General features: G+C 43.2%; 9 protein-coding genes. All 9 read right to left on the minus strand.

Going from position 1 to position 16,384, the window contains the following annotated elements:
- Positions 1-10: 10 nt before the first annotated feature.
- The 9 genes from J2X05_RS06125 to J2X05_RS06165 all read right to left on the minus strand — a co-directional run bounded on the left by J2X05_RS06125 (position 11) and on the right by J2X05_RS06165 (position 16,328).
- On the minus strand, positions 11-1,579 hold the full coding sequence (locus J2X05_RS06125) for a LamG-like jellyroll fold domain-containing protein (RefSeq protein WP_310070114.1): 1,569 nt from the start codon (positions 1,577-1,579) through the stop codon (positions 11-13).
- Positions 1,576-2,151 carry an RNA polymerase sigma factor gene (locus J2X05_RS06130; protein WP_310070116.1) on the minus strand — a complete coding sequence of 192 codons (576 nt, stop codon included), beginning with the start codon at positions 2,149-2,151 and terminating at the stop codon, positions 1,576-1,578. The genes J2X05_RS06125 and J2X05_RS06130 overlap by 4 nt, the downstream gene beginning before the upstream one ends.
- A 103-nt stretch (positions 2,152-2,254) precedes the next feature.
- The gene (locus J2X05_RS06135) at positions 2,255-4,537 is read right to left on the minus strand and encodes an FAD-dependent oxidoreductase (protein WP_310070118.1); all 2,283 of its coding nucleotides are present in this window, start codon (positions 4,535-4,537) and stop codon (positions 2,255-2,257) included.
- Between the two features lie 37 nt (positions 4,538-4,574).
- Positions 4,575-5,753, minus strand: coding sequence for a glycoside hydrolase family 117 protein (locus J2X05_RS06140; protein ID WP_310070120.1), 1,179 nt, complete (start codon positions 5,751-5,753; stop codon positions 4,575-4,577).
- Complete coding sequence (locus tag J2X05_RS06145) at positions 5,753-7,429, minus strand: sodium:solute symporter family protein (protein WP_151030837.1); 1,677 nt, start codon at positions 7,427-7,429, stop codon at positions 5,753-5,755. The genes J2X05_RS06140 and J2X05_RS06145 overlap by 1 nt, the downstream gene beginning before the upstream one ends.
- A gap of 64 nt (positions 7,430-7,493) precedes the next feature.
- Positions 7,494-8,759, minus strand: a complete 1,266-nt coding sequence (locus J2X05_RS06150) for a family 16 glycosylhydrolase (RefSeq protein WP_310070124.1) — start codon at positions 8,757-8,759, stop codon at positions 7,494-7,496.
- Positions 8,760-9,563: 804 nt separating this feature from the next.
- Positions 9,564-11,336, minus strand: a complete 1,773-nt coding sequence (locus J2X05_RS06155) for a carbohydrate-binding protein (protein ID WP_310070126.1) — start codon at positions 11,334-11,336, stop codon at positions 9,564-9,566.
- A gap of 100 nt (positions 11,337-11,436) precedes the next feature.
- On the minus strand, positions 11,437-14,736 hold the full coding sequence (locus J2X05_RS06160; protein WP_310070129.1) for a carbohydrate-binding protein: 3,300 nt from the start codon (positions 14,734-14,736) through the stop codon (positions 11,437-11,439).
- A 332-nt stretch (positions 14,737-15,068) separates the two neighbouring features.
- Positions 15,069-16,328: an NAD(P)/FAD-dependent oxidoreductase gene (locus J2X05_RS06165; protein ID WP_310070131.1), complete on the minus strand. Its 1,260-nt coding sequence runs from the start codon at positions 16,326-16,328 to the stop codon at positions 15,069-15,071.
- Between the last annotated feature and the right edge of the window lie 56 nt (positions 16,329-16,384).

Here is a 16,384-nt window from a genome sequence, read left to right on the forward strand (position 1 = left end):
GTTCCTGGTGCTAATGGCCAACAGTATTTTTTTTCATTAGGTTTTTAATCTGTGGTTCATCAAGAGCCGAGTCAAAGATGTATAGTTCATCTAATTGCCCGCGGAAAAAACGATTATTTTGATTGGTGTTTTGATCATCAAACGCAATATTACGACCCATGGTTAATGGTTTTGAATTTGGGTGATTAAGGTCGGTAAAGACTTTAGCTATAGATTTGTGATCGCTGTATTCTAAGTTGCCATCTACATAAATAAGGACATGTGTACTAAGATTTGCGTCTTTGCCACCAAATAAAACAATTGCTAAGTGATGCCAATTGTCATCGCGTAAGTCGGTAGTTCCCACTATTTCACCTTGATTCGTTCCTATACGGATGCGACCAAGGGGGCCACTAACAGCTAATGGATTCAATGAAATTTGCCATGCGGATTGCACATCGCTCAAACCCCAATTCAAGATTCCAAACCCTTGTGATAAAGAAAAATCTTTAGGTGCTTTCAACCAAAAAGCCACAGTTCGAGGTTTGTGCCCGCCGATCCCTTTATATGCAGTGGCCAGCCAGCTGTTTTCACCATCAAAATTAACGGCATTCCCAAATTTACCTGGTACGGTTGATATGCCTGCAAGTTTCTTGTTTAGTGAATTTACTTTTGCGTTGTAGCATTTGCCGTCTATTCCCGTGCCGATACAGGAAAATTCTTGTTGTGATAAATCATCAAAAGACCAGTGCAGGTAATTGGGTTGTGCTATTGATCGGCCAGGGAGACTACGCATAAAACGATTGGGGTTATTTTGAATGTTAATAACTTGTTGTTGTAAATCAAACGCGCGAGCTTGATCTTTAACTAATAATTGGTAGGGTTGATTGGTACTGGCTCTTACTTTTACTTCACCGGTAAGTACGTGCACCTGACTTTTTCCATCATCTTCAACACTAACGCCAAACTCTGTACCTAAATCAATAATGCTCGAACTGGGCGTGTCAACTTTGAAACCGGTGGCGGCTGGCGGTACATTGGCGACTAGTTTTCCGCGCCTTAACAATAGGTGCTCATCCGATAGTATATCTACACTCATTGGTGCTTCTAATAAAAGACGAACACCATTTTTCAGCGTGATTTCGGCATAACCTTGGTTTAAGGAAAAAGGGCCTGATGATATTTTCTGCCCTTCAGTCAATGGTTTGCCTGAAGAAATGGCGGAAACAACTCGATATACCGCACCTACCTCGGTAATTTCCGGGGAAAAAATCTTTAGTAAAAACAGAAAAGAAAGAAAGCTAATGGCTGCAGCTAGTGCATACCAGTGTCGCTTGATATTGAATATCTTTACAGTTTGGTCGCGTATGGCAGATTGGCTATTATCGCCATAACGACTATTAAGTTTCTGTTCTAGTTTTTGCCCAAAGTCATCTGTTGAGTTTTCATTTAATAAGTGACTCAATTGCCTGTGCATGACGCGTTGACTAGCCAGCTTATTTAACAGATCTGGATTTTTAGCAATGGCTTCTGCTAATTGCGACTCAACTTTTTCGCCTGCGATATAGTCCGCTATTAATTGTTCATCATGATTTCTCATTCGCTTTCTCCTTGCTGCTGTTTAATAATGCAATCGCGCAGCCATTCACGGCAGCGATATAGCCGCATGGTCATTGTTGAATGTTTTACGGTAAATTTTTCACAGAGTTGTTTCACACTAAAACCCTCAACGTAATGATCGCGTAATATAGCCTGTTGATCAGGCTCAAGCATCAAGAAGCATCCTGAAAGCCCGGTAAAATCAGTTGTATCCTCCGTGCTTATACTCCCGCTTAATTGTTGTGCGTCTAGTAACTCTTGAATGATGTCGGGTTCATGAGGTGTGGAGCGCAGATGCTTTCGGCGATGATTGCGGATAAGATTTAACGCAATACCTGTAAGCCATGAACGAAAAACGGCAGGATCATCTATTTTTTTTAAATTCCCATAGGCCAATATAAATGCCTCTTGTGCGAGGTCATCTACATCTTGAGTGTATTCAGTGCGGCTGGCTATAAATGCGCGCAAATAACGTTGATTTAGCTGCACCAGTTTACTAAAAGCAGATCGATCGCCCGCCTGAGCCGCCTTTACATGGGCGCATACATCTTTTTCGTCTGCTTTATTTTCCATAAAGATACTCTTAGCTAACTCATACAATTTGCGAAAAAGTACGAGTTTTTAAAAATCTATTACTGATTCTAATTAAGGTCATTAGCATGTAAAAGTGACACCTTTAGAGAACTTCAATTGCAAATAGATTGGCCGGAGCACCAGCCTCAGTATGAGAGAATTCAATATTCAAACAATTAGAAAGCAATGGGGGGTTAAAATGAATAACTTTTATGCTTTGATAATTTCCCGCGCAGGCATATAGCTCTTCGCCATGTGCATTCAGTACGCGGATAGTCTGTACACAAAAAGGCATTTGAGTTTCTGGATGCTCCATCAGCACAGTCTCTAAGGCATGGTCAGCATCAGTATCGAAGAACAGTTTTAGTTCACTTATTTTAACGTTATCTGGCCAAGATAATTCGATCTTGGGGTTTTTATCGTCAAGCTTAGCAGCCCAGGCATTTGTGCCGAGATAAGGACGAGTAAATCCACCGCGTAAATGTTCTGCAGAATAAGGTTTAAGTGCGGGCGATAGGCGTAAGGCAAGATTATGTCCATTGGGGCGGCGCTCAGGCGTCCAAAATTCAAATGCGTCTAAACCACTATTTTCGGGCGGGTCTTGGCGCCCAGTGTTTGAAACAGCCTTATGCACTTTGTTAAGCAGTGTGCATAACCCAGTTATACGTTGGTCGCTCAACGCCAGACTCAGGGTGTCATTGCGCATAAAACATAAAAACCCATATTGTTGCTGACTTAATTCAGCCGTAAATTCTATATCGATATTTTGTTCACCTGGTGTAAGTGGTAACTCAATTCTTTCCACTAAAATATCGGGCGTATAGTTTCCGGTTTTACTGCTTATGCGTAATTCGCAGATCAAAATGCTTTCCGTTTGTGCGCGCACATCGACACTTATCTTTGGCACCGGGCCTGCGTTCAATGGGAGTAATTGCGCCAAACTTTGGTCTAATGTTTTGAATTCACCATTAGGGCGCAAATCATTTAATTCGAATGTGGAGCTGACTTTAATCTTGGCTTTTTGCATTAAAAGAGAAGGTGATATCGGAATCAGGGGGATTGACTGTCCATTAAGATTCAAGCGTTGTTGAAGTTCTCGCATGTGTTTAGGCACAAGTAGTGCAGCGGGTTTGCAATTCAACTCACGGCAAAAGGCGGCAGCCTCGCCAACTGCCTGACCACCATGGGCACAGGTAATCATTACGCGAGTGGATCCAAAAGCCATATGGCTTGCACTGATAATGCGTCCCGCTAAAAATAGATTATCAATATCACGACTCACAAAACAACGATAGGGAATTTGATAAACCCCTTTAGAGTGAAATTGCGAGCATGCAGGCTCATCGCTATAGATGCCTTCGGCTGGATGTAAATCAATCGCCCAGCCGCCGTAAGAAACTGCATCGTCGAAAATGTGTTGCGTCACAATATCCTGTTGCTTCAGCATGTAATGCCCTTCGAAACGCCTACTTTCGCGCTTGCCCGGAATAGTGCCCACCCATTCTAAGGTTAAGTTTTCTACGTCTTCAAATTTTCCGCTATTTTTTATGTAATCCCAAATGCCATAAACAATTTTCCAAAGCTCCCACTTTATATCTTCACTTTGGTAGATCGTATCAAGCACGCCGCCAAATTCTAACCACCAAAACTTACAACCGGAATCATTGCCATTAATATTTTTGCAGCGAGGAATAGCGGCAATTTCTTCGTGGCTATAAGCAAAGTCAGGTTTGGTGAATACCACTGGGCGGTCTAATTTTTTACTGTAAAAAAATAACGAATGACCGAGTAAGTCGGTACTTTCATTTTTAGGCGCCATGAGTTCGCCAAACTCATCGCAAGACTCTGCACCCATACGAAAACTTGCACCAGCATTAAAAGCCAGTATGCCATCACCGCTTGCGTCACAAAATAACGGGGCATTAATATGGTATTGAGTAGAGTTTTGGCTACAAAAGGCTAAAACGCTGTCTATGTTTGTAGCTAAGGTTTTATTCACTTGAAATACTGCAGTGTTTAACAGCAGAGTGATATTAGCTTCAGCGGCAACTTTATTTAACAAAATACTATCAAAAATTAGCGCATTACCCAGTTGATTTTGTTTTAAGTTGTCAAGCATGATCTCATCAATCACGCCTCCCTCACGCGACCAGCGATTATTATTGCCCATGTGAGAGGTGGCACCGAGGGCCCAGAGTCTAACTTCGGAAGAGGCATTGCCACCGAGCACAGGACGATCTTGTACTAATACTACACGGCTGCCCGCGCGCGCTGCAGTTATAGCTGCACAAACTCCCGCTAAACCACCACCTGCAATCACTAAGTCGGTATTAATAACTATTTCTTTGTTTAAACGTGATGTTGAACTAAAGGGTGTAGTAATCATGAAGGGACTCTGAAAATTCTATGTTTTAAAATTTAAATTATGGATTGGATTTTCTAGCTTTTATTTGATCGGGGCTTAGACTCTGATAGAAATATACCTCAGGTTTATGCACCAGATCTGTTTCTTTCATGTCAGTGTTATTGCTGCCGGGGATTAAATTACAATCAAATCTGCCGAGAAAGCTGAATTTTTTATCAGATTTTTCTTTGTCGCAAAAATGTGCTAGCCCCCAGCGGATTCCTTGCCCATTACCGGAGTCATCAAACGCATCTGGCACATAGGGGCCTGCTGCAATCGGCATTAAAGAGCTGACAGCCGCTAAGCTAAAGTTCACGCCATCTTCTGCATATTGAATCGTATTGTTTTCATTGCCATTGCGTGTAGCTAAGGCAGCAATACCTTTTTTAAAGGGGAAAAAACATGTTTCATGCCCTGAATTTAATACGGGGTTTAAGGCGTGTTTTTTAAAGGGTCCCAATGGTGATTCTGCGATAGCCAAACCATTAGCCACTAAATATTCAGGCCTATCACCAAAGGCGGCTTTGTAATAAAGATGAATTTTATTGTTATAGATAAGTAAATAAGGATCATGAATGGAGTATTGATCCCACTCACCGGGTGCACCATTAGGTACCACCACATTGCCGCAGGCTTGCCAGGGGCCATTGGGTGAATCAGACATCGACATGGTTACCGGGCAGTGATCACCCTTAAGTCCACTTGCTTCCATGAACGCCTGATAATAAAGATAGAATCTACCCTTCCAAATTAGAATGTCAGGAGTGCTCACGGAGCGCCAGCCAAGCTCAGGTTTTTGTGGGCGTTTGATTGCCACTCCTTGTTCTTGCCAACTAAAGCCATCTTTGCTTGTCGCGTACCATATTTCTGCTAAATCCCAATCTGTTGATGGAATTTCATCGCTACATTTAAGCGGCCCTTGGGGTGCTGCGATGGTGTGACGTTTGGTATACCAAACATAAAAAATTTCATTGTGTTTAATGATTTTAGAGGGGTCTCGACGAGAAACTCTCCCTGTATCACCTTGGTAATCAAAACCTTCTATTCGCGTATATTTAAAACTGCTGAATAGATCATTGTCCTCTGGGCGAGGGCTTTGGTAATTATCATAGAGTCTACTCATTGCGGCACTTAACTCACGCTTAGGGCGCTGTTGAGGAATGTCCCATGGAAATCCGCCAGAATCTTGGTCGCTCATTAATTGCTCCTTGAAAACAATTTATCTTTACCTAAAAGTATCAGAGCAATTGCAGTAATAGCTAAGCCCATGGTGGTAATAATAAGGGTGCCAGTTTCAGCTGTTACACCTAAAATAAACATCGTTAAACCAACGGCGGAAATTCCAATAGCAATCACCCGAATACCGCGGTTATTTTCAGTTGTGTTTTTTGTTTCTAAGTTAGAGGAGTTTTTTTCATGATTTTTTTCAGCTGAAAACTCGCCTATCTTTTTATGGCCAGGCGCTTCGTAGCCACGCACTCTAAGCCGCCATTCAAATATAGCTAGTAGGAGCGCAGGCAGGAGCACGCCTAATAACATTTCTTCGGTGCGATTTAAGGTGATATTGAACAGAGTGGGGGATATAAATTTAAAAAAGATATTGACAGATAAGCTTATGAATGTGGTTGCCAAAATGCTCGCGCCAGTTTGAAAACGAGAAAATAACAACCATACCGGAGGCAAAAATAATGCGCCTCCCGTTAGTGCTGCCATGGTCATAACTACATTTACCACACCGCCTAAAAAGGGCACCAGTAGTGCAACTGTAATAGTGCCAAACCCTAATAAAACAGTGGCTAGTCGGCCCACAAATACTAAATGACTTTCTGATGATTTGGGTCTAAGAATACGGTACACATCATTGGTGATTACGCCTGCAGTAATATTGAGTGCAGTATTGATTGAGCTTGAGGTTGCGAAAACCATACCTGCAACAATTAACCCTAACATGCCTGCCGGTAAAACTTCTTGGCACATCAATAAGTAAGCTCCCTCGGCTTCACTGAGGGATAAATTAGGATTTATCAAACGATAAGCCATAGGCGCGATCATCCAAATTAAGGGGCTAACCAAGTAGAGTGCGGCAAATAACCATGCTACTTTTTTTGCGTCTTTAGGTGTGGATACACAGGTGAAACGTTGAATGTAGGCCCAGTTCCCAGCAATAAAAAATAAATTAAATAATCCAAATGCAAAGATGAATGACCAAGTAAATTCGCCCGCAACAGGTGCAAAAAAATCCTCTGGCGCCTGTTGAATAAATTCATTTAATCCGCCAATACGATCAAGCGCTAAGGGTACTACAATTAATACCGCCGCCGTCAGCACTACAAATTGTAAAATGTCGGTCACAATGACGGCCCACAAACCACCCACTGCAGTATAAGCGAGAATAATTAGCCCTAAAATAATAATGGTTTCAGTGATCGGAATGCCTGTAGATACTTGTACAATTTTAGCGACAGGGTATAAAAATGTTCCGGTAGAGAATGTGCTAATAATTAAAAATGTTACCGTATATACTTTTTGCACTCTTAAACCAAGCCGAATTTTAATAAATTCGGCTGCTGTTAAGACCTGAGTCGCCTGCCATTTTCCCGCGATAAAAAATCCAATTAAAAGCCCAGCTATACACATAGTCCATTGAATGGTGATAGCTACCCATCCGTAGCTATAAGCGATAGAACCCCAAACAACAAAGGTGCCGGCGGAAAAAAAACTCATGAATAGCGATAAGCCACTCATCCACCAGGGCAGCGCGCCACCGGCGGAGAAAAAACCACTGAGGCTTTTCCCTGCACCGGAAAAACTAAGGCCACAAGACACTACAATAAACGTAAATATGGCAATGACACTTAAATCAATTACACCCATTTTATTATTCTCACTGATTCATCCCCACTAGGATCTCCTTCGGCAGAGAGATCGCATAAGTACATTATTTTTTACGTGTGTAATAGCGCACATAATCAATTTTCATACTGGTACCATTGATGGCGTCGGTAACGGGCCCTGCTATTTCAGCTTTTAAAATAGCCAAGCTAAATAATATTGTCTGCTCACTGAAGCAAACATCATTGCGCATGCTGTAATACAATTTTCCATCCATATAAAAATGGAAATAATCTTGGTCCCACGCCATGCCGTAGGTGTGCCAATCACTAGAGTAGTCAGCAACATCGGCGGCATCATACTGGCTGATAAGCTTCCATTTTTTTCCGTCAAAATATTCAAGCGTATAGTCGGTAATTAAATTGCGATATTTTCCTAGTGACGGACCGCTTTCTTGCAGCCAACCATTGGCGAATTGGATCGCTCCAATTTCCTTAGGGGTATCCCAACTCAGCTCCAACCATTTGAGACCATGCTTGCCAGACACCCAACGTGTATCTAGGCGATTATCAATTGCAAAGCTTTCTTTTGAGGGGAGCTTATCGAATACACCACTGGTTTTGAGATTGGCATCTTTGGCAAGCGCATAATTTGTAACACTTGTTGAGTCCAATGAGGTCATTACATCGGGATATTTGGTCGCAGGGGGGAATACTTGAAATTCATGAATGTGTATTGATTCTGGGCTAGTGCTACGCAGACGAATTTTGGTTGTTTTGATCGGGGCCTTTAGCACAATGTTGTGTCCCGGCTCGCCATCTAAGGTGTGGTGCAATTGATTGTCATCATGGCTTACCTGACCATCGGGCAGAGTATAAGTATCGGTCCAATTGTGCACATTGGTATTAATGATATTGGGATAATGGCCTTCATTAATGTCGATTTCACAAGCCTTTTGTCCTGCCGCAACCCCTTGTTTCGGCCATAACCAAAATGAATTATTCGTACCGTAGGCACCGGCATATTTATAACGCGCCTCAAAATACCCATAATGGAAAGTTCGTTTGCTCCAAATGTTTCCCGTGGTCCAGGGCTGCGATTCTGCACGAGTCTCTTTTTTACTCAGTAATTCAAGTACGCCATTTTTCACCACTGCGTTTTCACGCCAGCGGCTACTCAACACCCACTCATTTTCAGTTGCACCATTCTGACTGATCCAATTATTCTCCAAATCCGAGTTTTTATAATTAAATTCGTCGCTCCATTCAAGCTTCCACTTTTTAAGGTCTAACTGACTTTCTTGGGCGAGTACTGTTGATGATGCCAATACAACTACCAGCATATTTATAGTAAAAAAACTTTTTTTAACCACCGGTTAACCTCGCATTAATATAAAAATATAGTAACTGAATTAATTGAGCTGAAACCCTATTGTTAGACTTATCATGGAGGCGCTGAACGCAGGTTCATGGCATAAATCTTCACAAATGCACTATTTCGAATAGCGAATACTTACCTTAGTGTGTTGGCTCTGCTCAGTTGACACATAATTTTATGAAAAATTTATATTTTTATGCGGGAGCTCCCCTGATCCTGTATGGAGACTTAGATAGGGGGTAAGGTTTAGCTAGAGAGTAAGATACTTATGCATATATCCATATGTATTTTATTGTTGGGTAAGTCTCATTGCGCCGCAGGGTTCAAAAGGTCACGTTAATATCTTGGCCTGTGTAGATGCTCTACCATGCGTTTCTTATTTTTACGAAAGTTGTAGCACTTATGATTGATATTCCCATAGATACCATTCTTTTTGTTTTGTTACCGATATTGTCGGCAAAGTTGATCTTGGTGGTGCTAATTTATTTTTCATTGGTGAGTCTTCATTAGCACGTTTTCTGAGGCAGGCGATAAACTTAGCCGTATGCAGATAAGGGAATAAACATTGGATATGGAGAGTTCTGGTTTTTATGGAGACATAAAAATTTTAATGACTTAAAAATAACACACAGAGATAAATAAGGGTTCATCGTTGATGAAGAACTTAGGTGGTAGGAGTTGAAGCGTTTAAAGAAACTCTAAAAAAAGCCCGCGCCTACAGAATAAATCTCTATCCTGTTGGAGCGGGTCAGTTATTTTCCAATAAAATAATGGGTAATTTCTACGTGTGTGAAATTTACTAGGGTACTAATTCAAATTTATCCGCGTTCCATTCCCATGTAGATGCGGTAGTACCCGCACTGGCCACACGAATGGTATGCGTGCCTTTGGTGAGTGCGATTTTGTTACTTGAACTTATTTTTTGAAAGTTATCCCAACTGCCGTTATTCGGCACAGCTTGGGTTAATACTTTTACGCCATCTACGGTCACTTCCAGTGCGGCGCCAGTCATAGGTGAACTTACGTAAGCATTAAAACTGTAGTTACCATCGGCAGCTACATTCACGGTGTAATCCGCCCAATCGCCACGTTGATTGTAATTAACCGCGCTCACGCCATTAACCGTGTAGATTTTAAAACCATCGTATACACCGCCTGTTGCGGCAAAGTTTTCGGCTTGTAAGGTCATGCTTACGGGGGTGGGAGTAACCGGTGAACCTATAGGATCACTGCCTACTTTGGTCACTCGAATTACATCACCATTCCATTGCCATGCGCTGGTGCCTGTGCTTTCAATACGCAGAGTATGGGTGCCTGCGCCAATAGACAGATTATTGACAAGTGTGGTTGTAGTGTATGTTTCCCAGTCGCCGGTTGTGCCCAGGGTAATTGTACCCACCGCAATACCATCAATGCTCAGTTTTGCACCAATGCCGCTGGTCATAGGTGATGCGGTAACAATTTCAATTTTATATTGGCCGTCTGTTGGCAGTGTGACTAAATAATCGCCCCAATCACCAACAGAATTGTAATTAATATTGCCGCCGCCGGATTTATTGAAACCGATAATGGTATCGCCCGCTACCGCACTGGTTGCTTTACCGGTATCAAAATAATTCGCGAAATCGATGGTTTGTGTAGCGCCACTGGCAACACTGCTGTTGGCACTAGAGCTTGATTGTGCACTAGAGCTGGATGAACTACTTGCAACACCATCGACCAACTTGTAAGTATTAATCCAATCAACGTACATGGTATTCATTGAATCATCGTTGAGTTGGCTTTGAACAGCAAGGCCACCCAGCCAAGAAAAATCGGCAGTCCATAAATCCCAAATAATATTCATATCTCTGGTGAAATCCCGTGCAGAAACAACGCTACCTGCAGGATAACCATTTAAATAAAATTGAATATTTCGGGCATCTTTTTGCCATACACCGAACGTAAAATAAGCCTCGTTCCATCTAACACCTTTTCCTGGCGCGCCATCCGGCAGGTTTCGGTTATCAAAGTTGCCATGGGCTCTTTGGGTATCGCCATTTACAACATGAAAATACTGAGAGTTCATTTGCCATGGAAAATTAGGCTGACAGTTACACGAAGGGTTAGGATTGTTTTCGATGATGTCTATTTCATCGCGATTGTTAATGTCCCCGTTATTCAACCAAAAGGTGCTGTACGCAGAAATGTTCGCGCTTTTAATTCTAGCCTCTGTGTAGTAGGGATATTTAATTTGTGCATTAGACATTACCCGAGAACCATTAAACCACCTTGCACCAGTGCCAAGCGTTCCCTTGATCCATAAGTTTCCGTTTGAAACACCAGAGTTTTCAGCCACCATATTAACGGGTTCGCCATAATTCCATAAAGGCTTCTGCCATTTGCTCGTGTCAAAGCCACTATTAAAATCATCCGAAAGATTACTTTGTTTCTGCCACATTTTTCCCGCAGGAGGCGTTGGTTGAGCAAAAATGCTGGTACTGAACAATGTTAGTGTCAGTATATAAAACAACTTTCTTTGTGTTAATTTTTTCATTTTAATGTTTTCCTCTTTATTATCTATTAACTGCATTTAAACATTGCGGGATATTATCCTGCTCTTTTAAAAGGTATAAAAATTCCCGCTTCAATCAAGAGGCGGGAAAATACCTCAATTTAATTTTTATCTACATTTAATTTACTGGCACAAACTCAATGCGGTCTGCATTCCATTCCCAAGTTGAAGCCGTGGCGCCTGCAGAAATAATACGCACGTTGTGCATACCCTGCGTGAGGCGAACACTGTTGCTGACTTCTAAGGCGGCAAACACATCCCAATTGTTATTATTCGGTACTGTCTTTTTCGCGACCGAAATGCCATCAACTAATATCTCTATCGCACCACCAACTTGAGTGGTACCCAAATAAGCATTGATACGATAGTTGCCGGTTGCGGTGACATTGATGGTGTAGTCAGCCCAGTCACCGCGTTGGTTGTAGTTAACTGCAGCTACGCCCGTTGCGGTGGTGTACTTTTGTAGGCCTTGATAGGCGCCGCCGGTAGTGGTGTAAGACTCGGCTTGAACCACTATCGGAGTTGGAGTAGCAGATGAGCTAGACGCGGCTGATGAGCGTGATGAAGATGTTGCCGCTATTTGAGTAAATTCAATGCGATCTGCATTCCACTCCCACGTTGAGGCAGTAGTGCCTGCCGACACAACGCGCAGCGTATGAGTGCCTGCACTCAACTGCACACCGGTGTTTAGGGTTAATGGCACAAACGCATCCCAATTATTGTTATTGAGTACTGTCTTTTTACCGACCGAAACATTGTCGATGAAAAGCTCAATTGCACTATCCGCTAGTGTGGTACCTAAGAAAGCATTAATTGTGTAAGTGCCGGCACTGCCGATAGTGAAACTGTAATCAGCCCAATCACCACGTTGGTTATAATTGATTGCCCCAATACCATTTGCAGTGGTGTATTTTTGGAAGCCTTGATAAGTGCCGCCCGTTGCAATGAAGTTTTCTGCTTGCACAATCACTTTAGCGCCTATGCCACCAATGCTTGATGCAACTGACGAATTAACGGCTGAGGATGGCGCAATGGATGACTTAGCTATTGAGGACGGAGCTGCCGATGACGTAGGTACTGACGATGCTGCAACGGAAGACTGTGCCACGGATGAGCGCGATGACATTGTTGATGCACTTGCCGCTGAACTGGAAGGAGAATTTGTGCCGTCCAATAATTGTAAAAATTGCGCGCTGTGACCAAACCACTGCCATTCCGATGCGCCCGCACTCATAATTTTCACCCAATGTTTGCCTGGGCTTACTGTAAAGGTAGTTGGAAACCAATTTTCAAAGTGTGCATCCCAATCGCCTGAAATATTATTTAAATTTTCAGACAGCACTTCTTCGTCATCAATAAATACTTTTACCCCGGTGCCAGTTTGAATAGGCGTGCCAGCACTGAGCATAAAACTAAATTTACCGCCGCTACCAAAATCGATTTGATAACTACCAAACTCACCGCGAGTATTGTCGGTGATGGCTGATGGAAAACCTTTTGTACCCCAACCCACAGCACTCGCTGCATAGCCTTCAGCAACGGTCGCATTGCGCCCAGTGGTGCTAAAGTTCGCAAGGGTGATGCTATTTTCACTGCCCACTTCAACCAATTTAACGCGCAGCGTGAAAACGTTACCCGGTAAATCTGCATGAGTGCCGGTTAATGTAACTTCACCTGATGCGATATGGGTAAGGCTACCGGTTTCAGCATCATAAGTTTGTGCAGGAACTATCACACCGGAAGCAGTCACTGTTGCGATTGCGGGGTTGTCAGAAACCCATTTAATATTTTTGTTGGTGGCATTACTTGGCGTGATGATGGCATCAATCACGTGGCCGTAATGCGCGTAGTAGTAACGAATATTGTCAGCTGCTGCGCGATAAGGGCTAAGACGGCGCTCAGAAAGCACTAACAAATCCGTTGTTTTAAAATTCACTGCAGTGGCTTTTACCGGGTTTTGGGTACCAGATGTTGCGCTGCCAATATAACTTTCGACCGTGCCAAAGGGTTTGCTATGTTGTTGTAAATATTCTAATGGTTGATTGGCACCTTTGCCGTTTTGATGACCATCTCCATCGCGAGCTGCAACGCGCATGCTGTAACGTGCGTTACCGTCTGCTTGAATTGCACGCCAGCCTTTACCGTTGTGATTTTCGAGGGCGTCGGTTGTCCATACACGCACATAATCAATTTCGTGGTCATGTTGTAGTTCAGCTGGAGTAGGCAAGCCAAACCAATCGGGCATGGTTTCGGTGTCGAGCAAAATATACAGCGGAGTATGGTGATAACGGTTTTTCATCGAACGAATTAATTTACCATCTACATACCAGCGAAGTTCATCTGGACCCCAATAGAGTCCATATACGTGGAAGTCGGCAGCAAAATCTATGTCGGCTTTCCAGTGGCCGCCGTTTTGTAGCCCAGCTGCATGGGGCAGCAGATCATCGCCACCTTGCCAGCCTTCACGACCGCAACTTTGACCAGAAGCTTTTTTACTGAAAATACGGTGATCGTCACCTTGGTATTCAAATACCCAAGTATTCATATTGTAATAAGGGGCCCATTCAGGACGGCGCCCCGCTTGTTCGTATACATCGATTTCAAGATTATGGTCTACCAAGGCTTTGGTAAATACTCGCTCGCCTTTGATGTAGCGCACATCTTCCATTGATTTTGAATACAACCAAAAAGCACTAGAACCGACCCCTACTTTAGAGCGCACCTCAAAATAACCATAACGCACAGGTGTAGCGTTCATGGCGGTGGCTGCGCTCCAACCATTCATAAAGTTAGCGTTCAAAAAACCATAAATTTGCGACTCTACTTTTTGTTTAAGGCTGAGTTTTAGTAGGCCGCTTTCCTGGCGCACATTTTTTGGCAAAAAAGGCGCTGGCTCACGCCCGCCCCATGTGTGGTTATTAGTCACCCATTTACCGGTGCTGTCACTTGGGCTTTTAAGTACATCTAAGGTGGCTTGATTAAATTCATCACTTGCGGTTGGAACAAAACGCCAACCCGCTTTGTTGCTCAAATCAGACAGCGGGAAGCTTTGTGCGGCGGGAGTGTTATCGCGCACTATGGCTTCTGTAGCAGACCAAGGTGAGCGAATACGCATATAAGGGTATTCATAGGCTTCGGTGACTGAGTGGCCGTCTTTATCCCAATAGGTGTTGAGATTCCAAGGGGAGCCATCGCACTTGAATTTATAAGACCAAGGATCACCGCCACTAAAGTCATCGGCTTTGGCTGCTGGGTTTTCTTGGTCCCAATAATTGACACTTTCAACGCGGTAATCGTGGAAGTTACCTTCCCACGCAGTAGATTTTGCTGCATACGCGGTGGGTAATATGGCTGTACTTGCGGCAATCACAACGAGTGATCGCGCCACACAGAATAGGGGGCGAGATAGTTTTTTCACAGTTGGCTCCAGGTATTATTAATTATTAACGCCGGCTGCCAAATGCTTCATTGAGGTTAAAACCGCACGAGACAAATATTAAATAGTTAAATGTTGACAATTGGCAGGGGCTGACACTGTAAGTCACATGCAGGGGGTAGGGCAAGTAATTGGTATTTTTAGGCAATAAAATGCTACTCAGGTAACATTTTATTGCCTTTGAGGGGGTTGGGAGGGCAGGTAGTTATCGAATATGGATGTAATTAATTTCCCATTGGCCACTTTCACTCGCGCCGATAAACTCAATGCGCAGACGTTTCAGTGCCGCAGGTATGCGCGCTCATCAATAATACCTAATCTGTTGTTAGTAAATTTTCTTGTGTTAATTCGTACTGAGCATTAGCAAGGTTGATTTTGTTAATTTTGCTGTTTGTTTTAATCAATTTGGTTCCGAAAACATAAGCTTTGGCATTGTTGATCGCATCTACCGCCAGCAATTCATCCCCTGCAAAATACCAAGTGGAAAACTTTTGTTCAGTGGTGTTTTCGCGACGAATTATGATTTGATCATAACCACTGGAGAGCCCTACCATTTGTAATTTTACATCGTACTGATCCGACCAGAACCAGGGTAGGGCATTATAATCTTGCGCTTTACCGCAGATATCCAGCGCCGCAATTTTGGCTTGATCGACAGCATTTTGTACCGATTCCAAACGTATGTGACGTTGATAGTGTGGATTAAAGTGATAGCTGCAATCGCCAATAGCATAGATGTTTTCGTTGCTAGTGCGCGCCTGTGCATTGACACAAATGCCGTTTTCAATGGTTAAACCAACTTGTTCTGCGAGGGTTTTATTGACCCGCACCCCGACCCCCACAATAATAATATCGGCTAGATATTCTGCACCGTCGCTGGTATGTACTTTATTAACGCCAGCATCGGTGGTGATGGCACTAACATTTTTCTCGGTAACAATTTTTACACCATGAGCTTCATGCAATTGTAAAAAAAAGGCCGACATTTCAGGGGCGGTGACACGGGCGAGAATGCGATTTTCGCGCTCTAGTACCACCACAGATGCGCCCAATTTTTTTAGTGAAGCGGCCGTTTCCAAGCCAATATAACCGCCACCAATAATTACGACACGTTTGTTCGGGCTCTGGTGAATGGCGACTTTGATGCCTAGGCTGTCTTCCAGATTGCGCATAAAAAAAAGATTGTGCGCATCAGTTAAGCCACTGATCGCCGGCACTATAGGGCTTGCGCCGGTCGCTAGAATTAATTTGTCGTAATAGAGTTCATCACCACTATAGGTAGAGATTTTTTTTGCCTTAGCATCCAGCTGGGTGACTGTAACTCCCAGCAATAATTCGATGTCATCTTGTGTGTAACTGGCTTCTGGCTTGAGCGCCAGTTTTTCGATTGGATCATTGCTGGTGATATAAGTTTTTGATAGTGGCGGGCGGTGATAGGGCAGCCTTGGGTCACTATCGATAAGTACAATTTTTCCTGCCCAGCCCTCTTTGCGCAGTGCAAAGGCGGCGTTAACACCGGCGTGACTGGCGCCGACGATAATACAAGTTGCTGTTGTAAGCGGATGCTTAGTCATAGCCTTTAACCCACAAATAATTGTTTATTGTTGTTTGAATGTTGTTGATTGGTTTG

The sequence above is a fragment of the Cellvibrio fibrivorans genome (assembly GCF_031457055.1).
Classification (GTDB): Bacteria; Pseudomonadota; Gammaproteobacteria; order Pseudomonadales; family Cellvibrionaceae; genus Cellvibrio; species Cellvibrio fibrivorans.

What these genes read in the sequence shown, in the direction of transcription:
- J2X05_RS06125 (WP_310070114.1), bottom strand. Translation starts at nt 1,579, where the DNA reads ATGAGAAATCATGATGAACAATTAATAGCGGACTATATCGCAGGCGAA.
- J2X05_RS06130 (WP_310070116.1), bottom strand. Translation starts at nt 2,151, where the DNA reads ATGGAAAATAAAGCAGACGAAAAAGATGTATGCGCCCATGTAAAGGCG.
- J2X05_RS06135 (WP_310070118.1), bottom strand. Translation starts at nt 4,537, where the DNA reads ATGATTACTACACCCTTTAGTTCAACATCACGTTTAAACAAAGAAATA.
- J2X05_RS06140 (WP_310070120.1), bottom strand. Translation starts at nt 5,753, where the DNA reads ATGAGCGACCAAGATTCTGGCGGATTTCCATGGGACATTCCTCAACAG.
- J2X05_RS06145 (WP_151030837.1), bottom strand. Translation starts at nt 7,429, where the DNA reads ATGGGTGTAATTGATTTAAGTGTCATTGCCATATTTACGTTTATTGTA.
- J2X05_RS06155 (WP_310070126.1), bottom strand. Translation starts at nt 11,336, where the DNA reads ATGCAGTTAATAGATAATAAAGAGGAAAACATTAAAATGAAAAAATTA.
- J2X05_RS06165 (WP_310070131.1), bottom strand. Translation starts at nt 16,328, where the DNA reads ATGACTAAGCATCCGCTTACAACAGCAACTTGTATTATCGTCGGCGCC.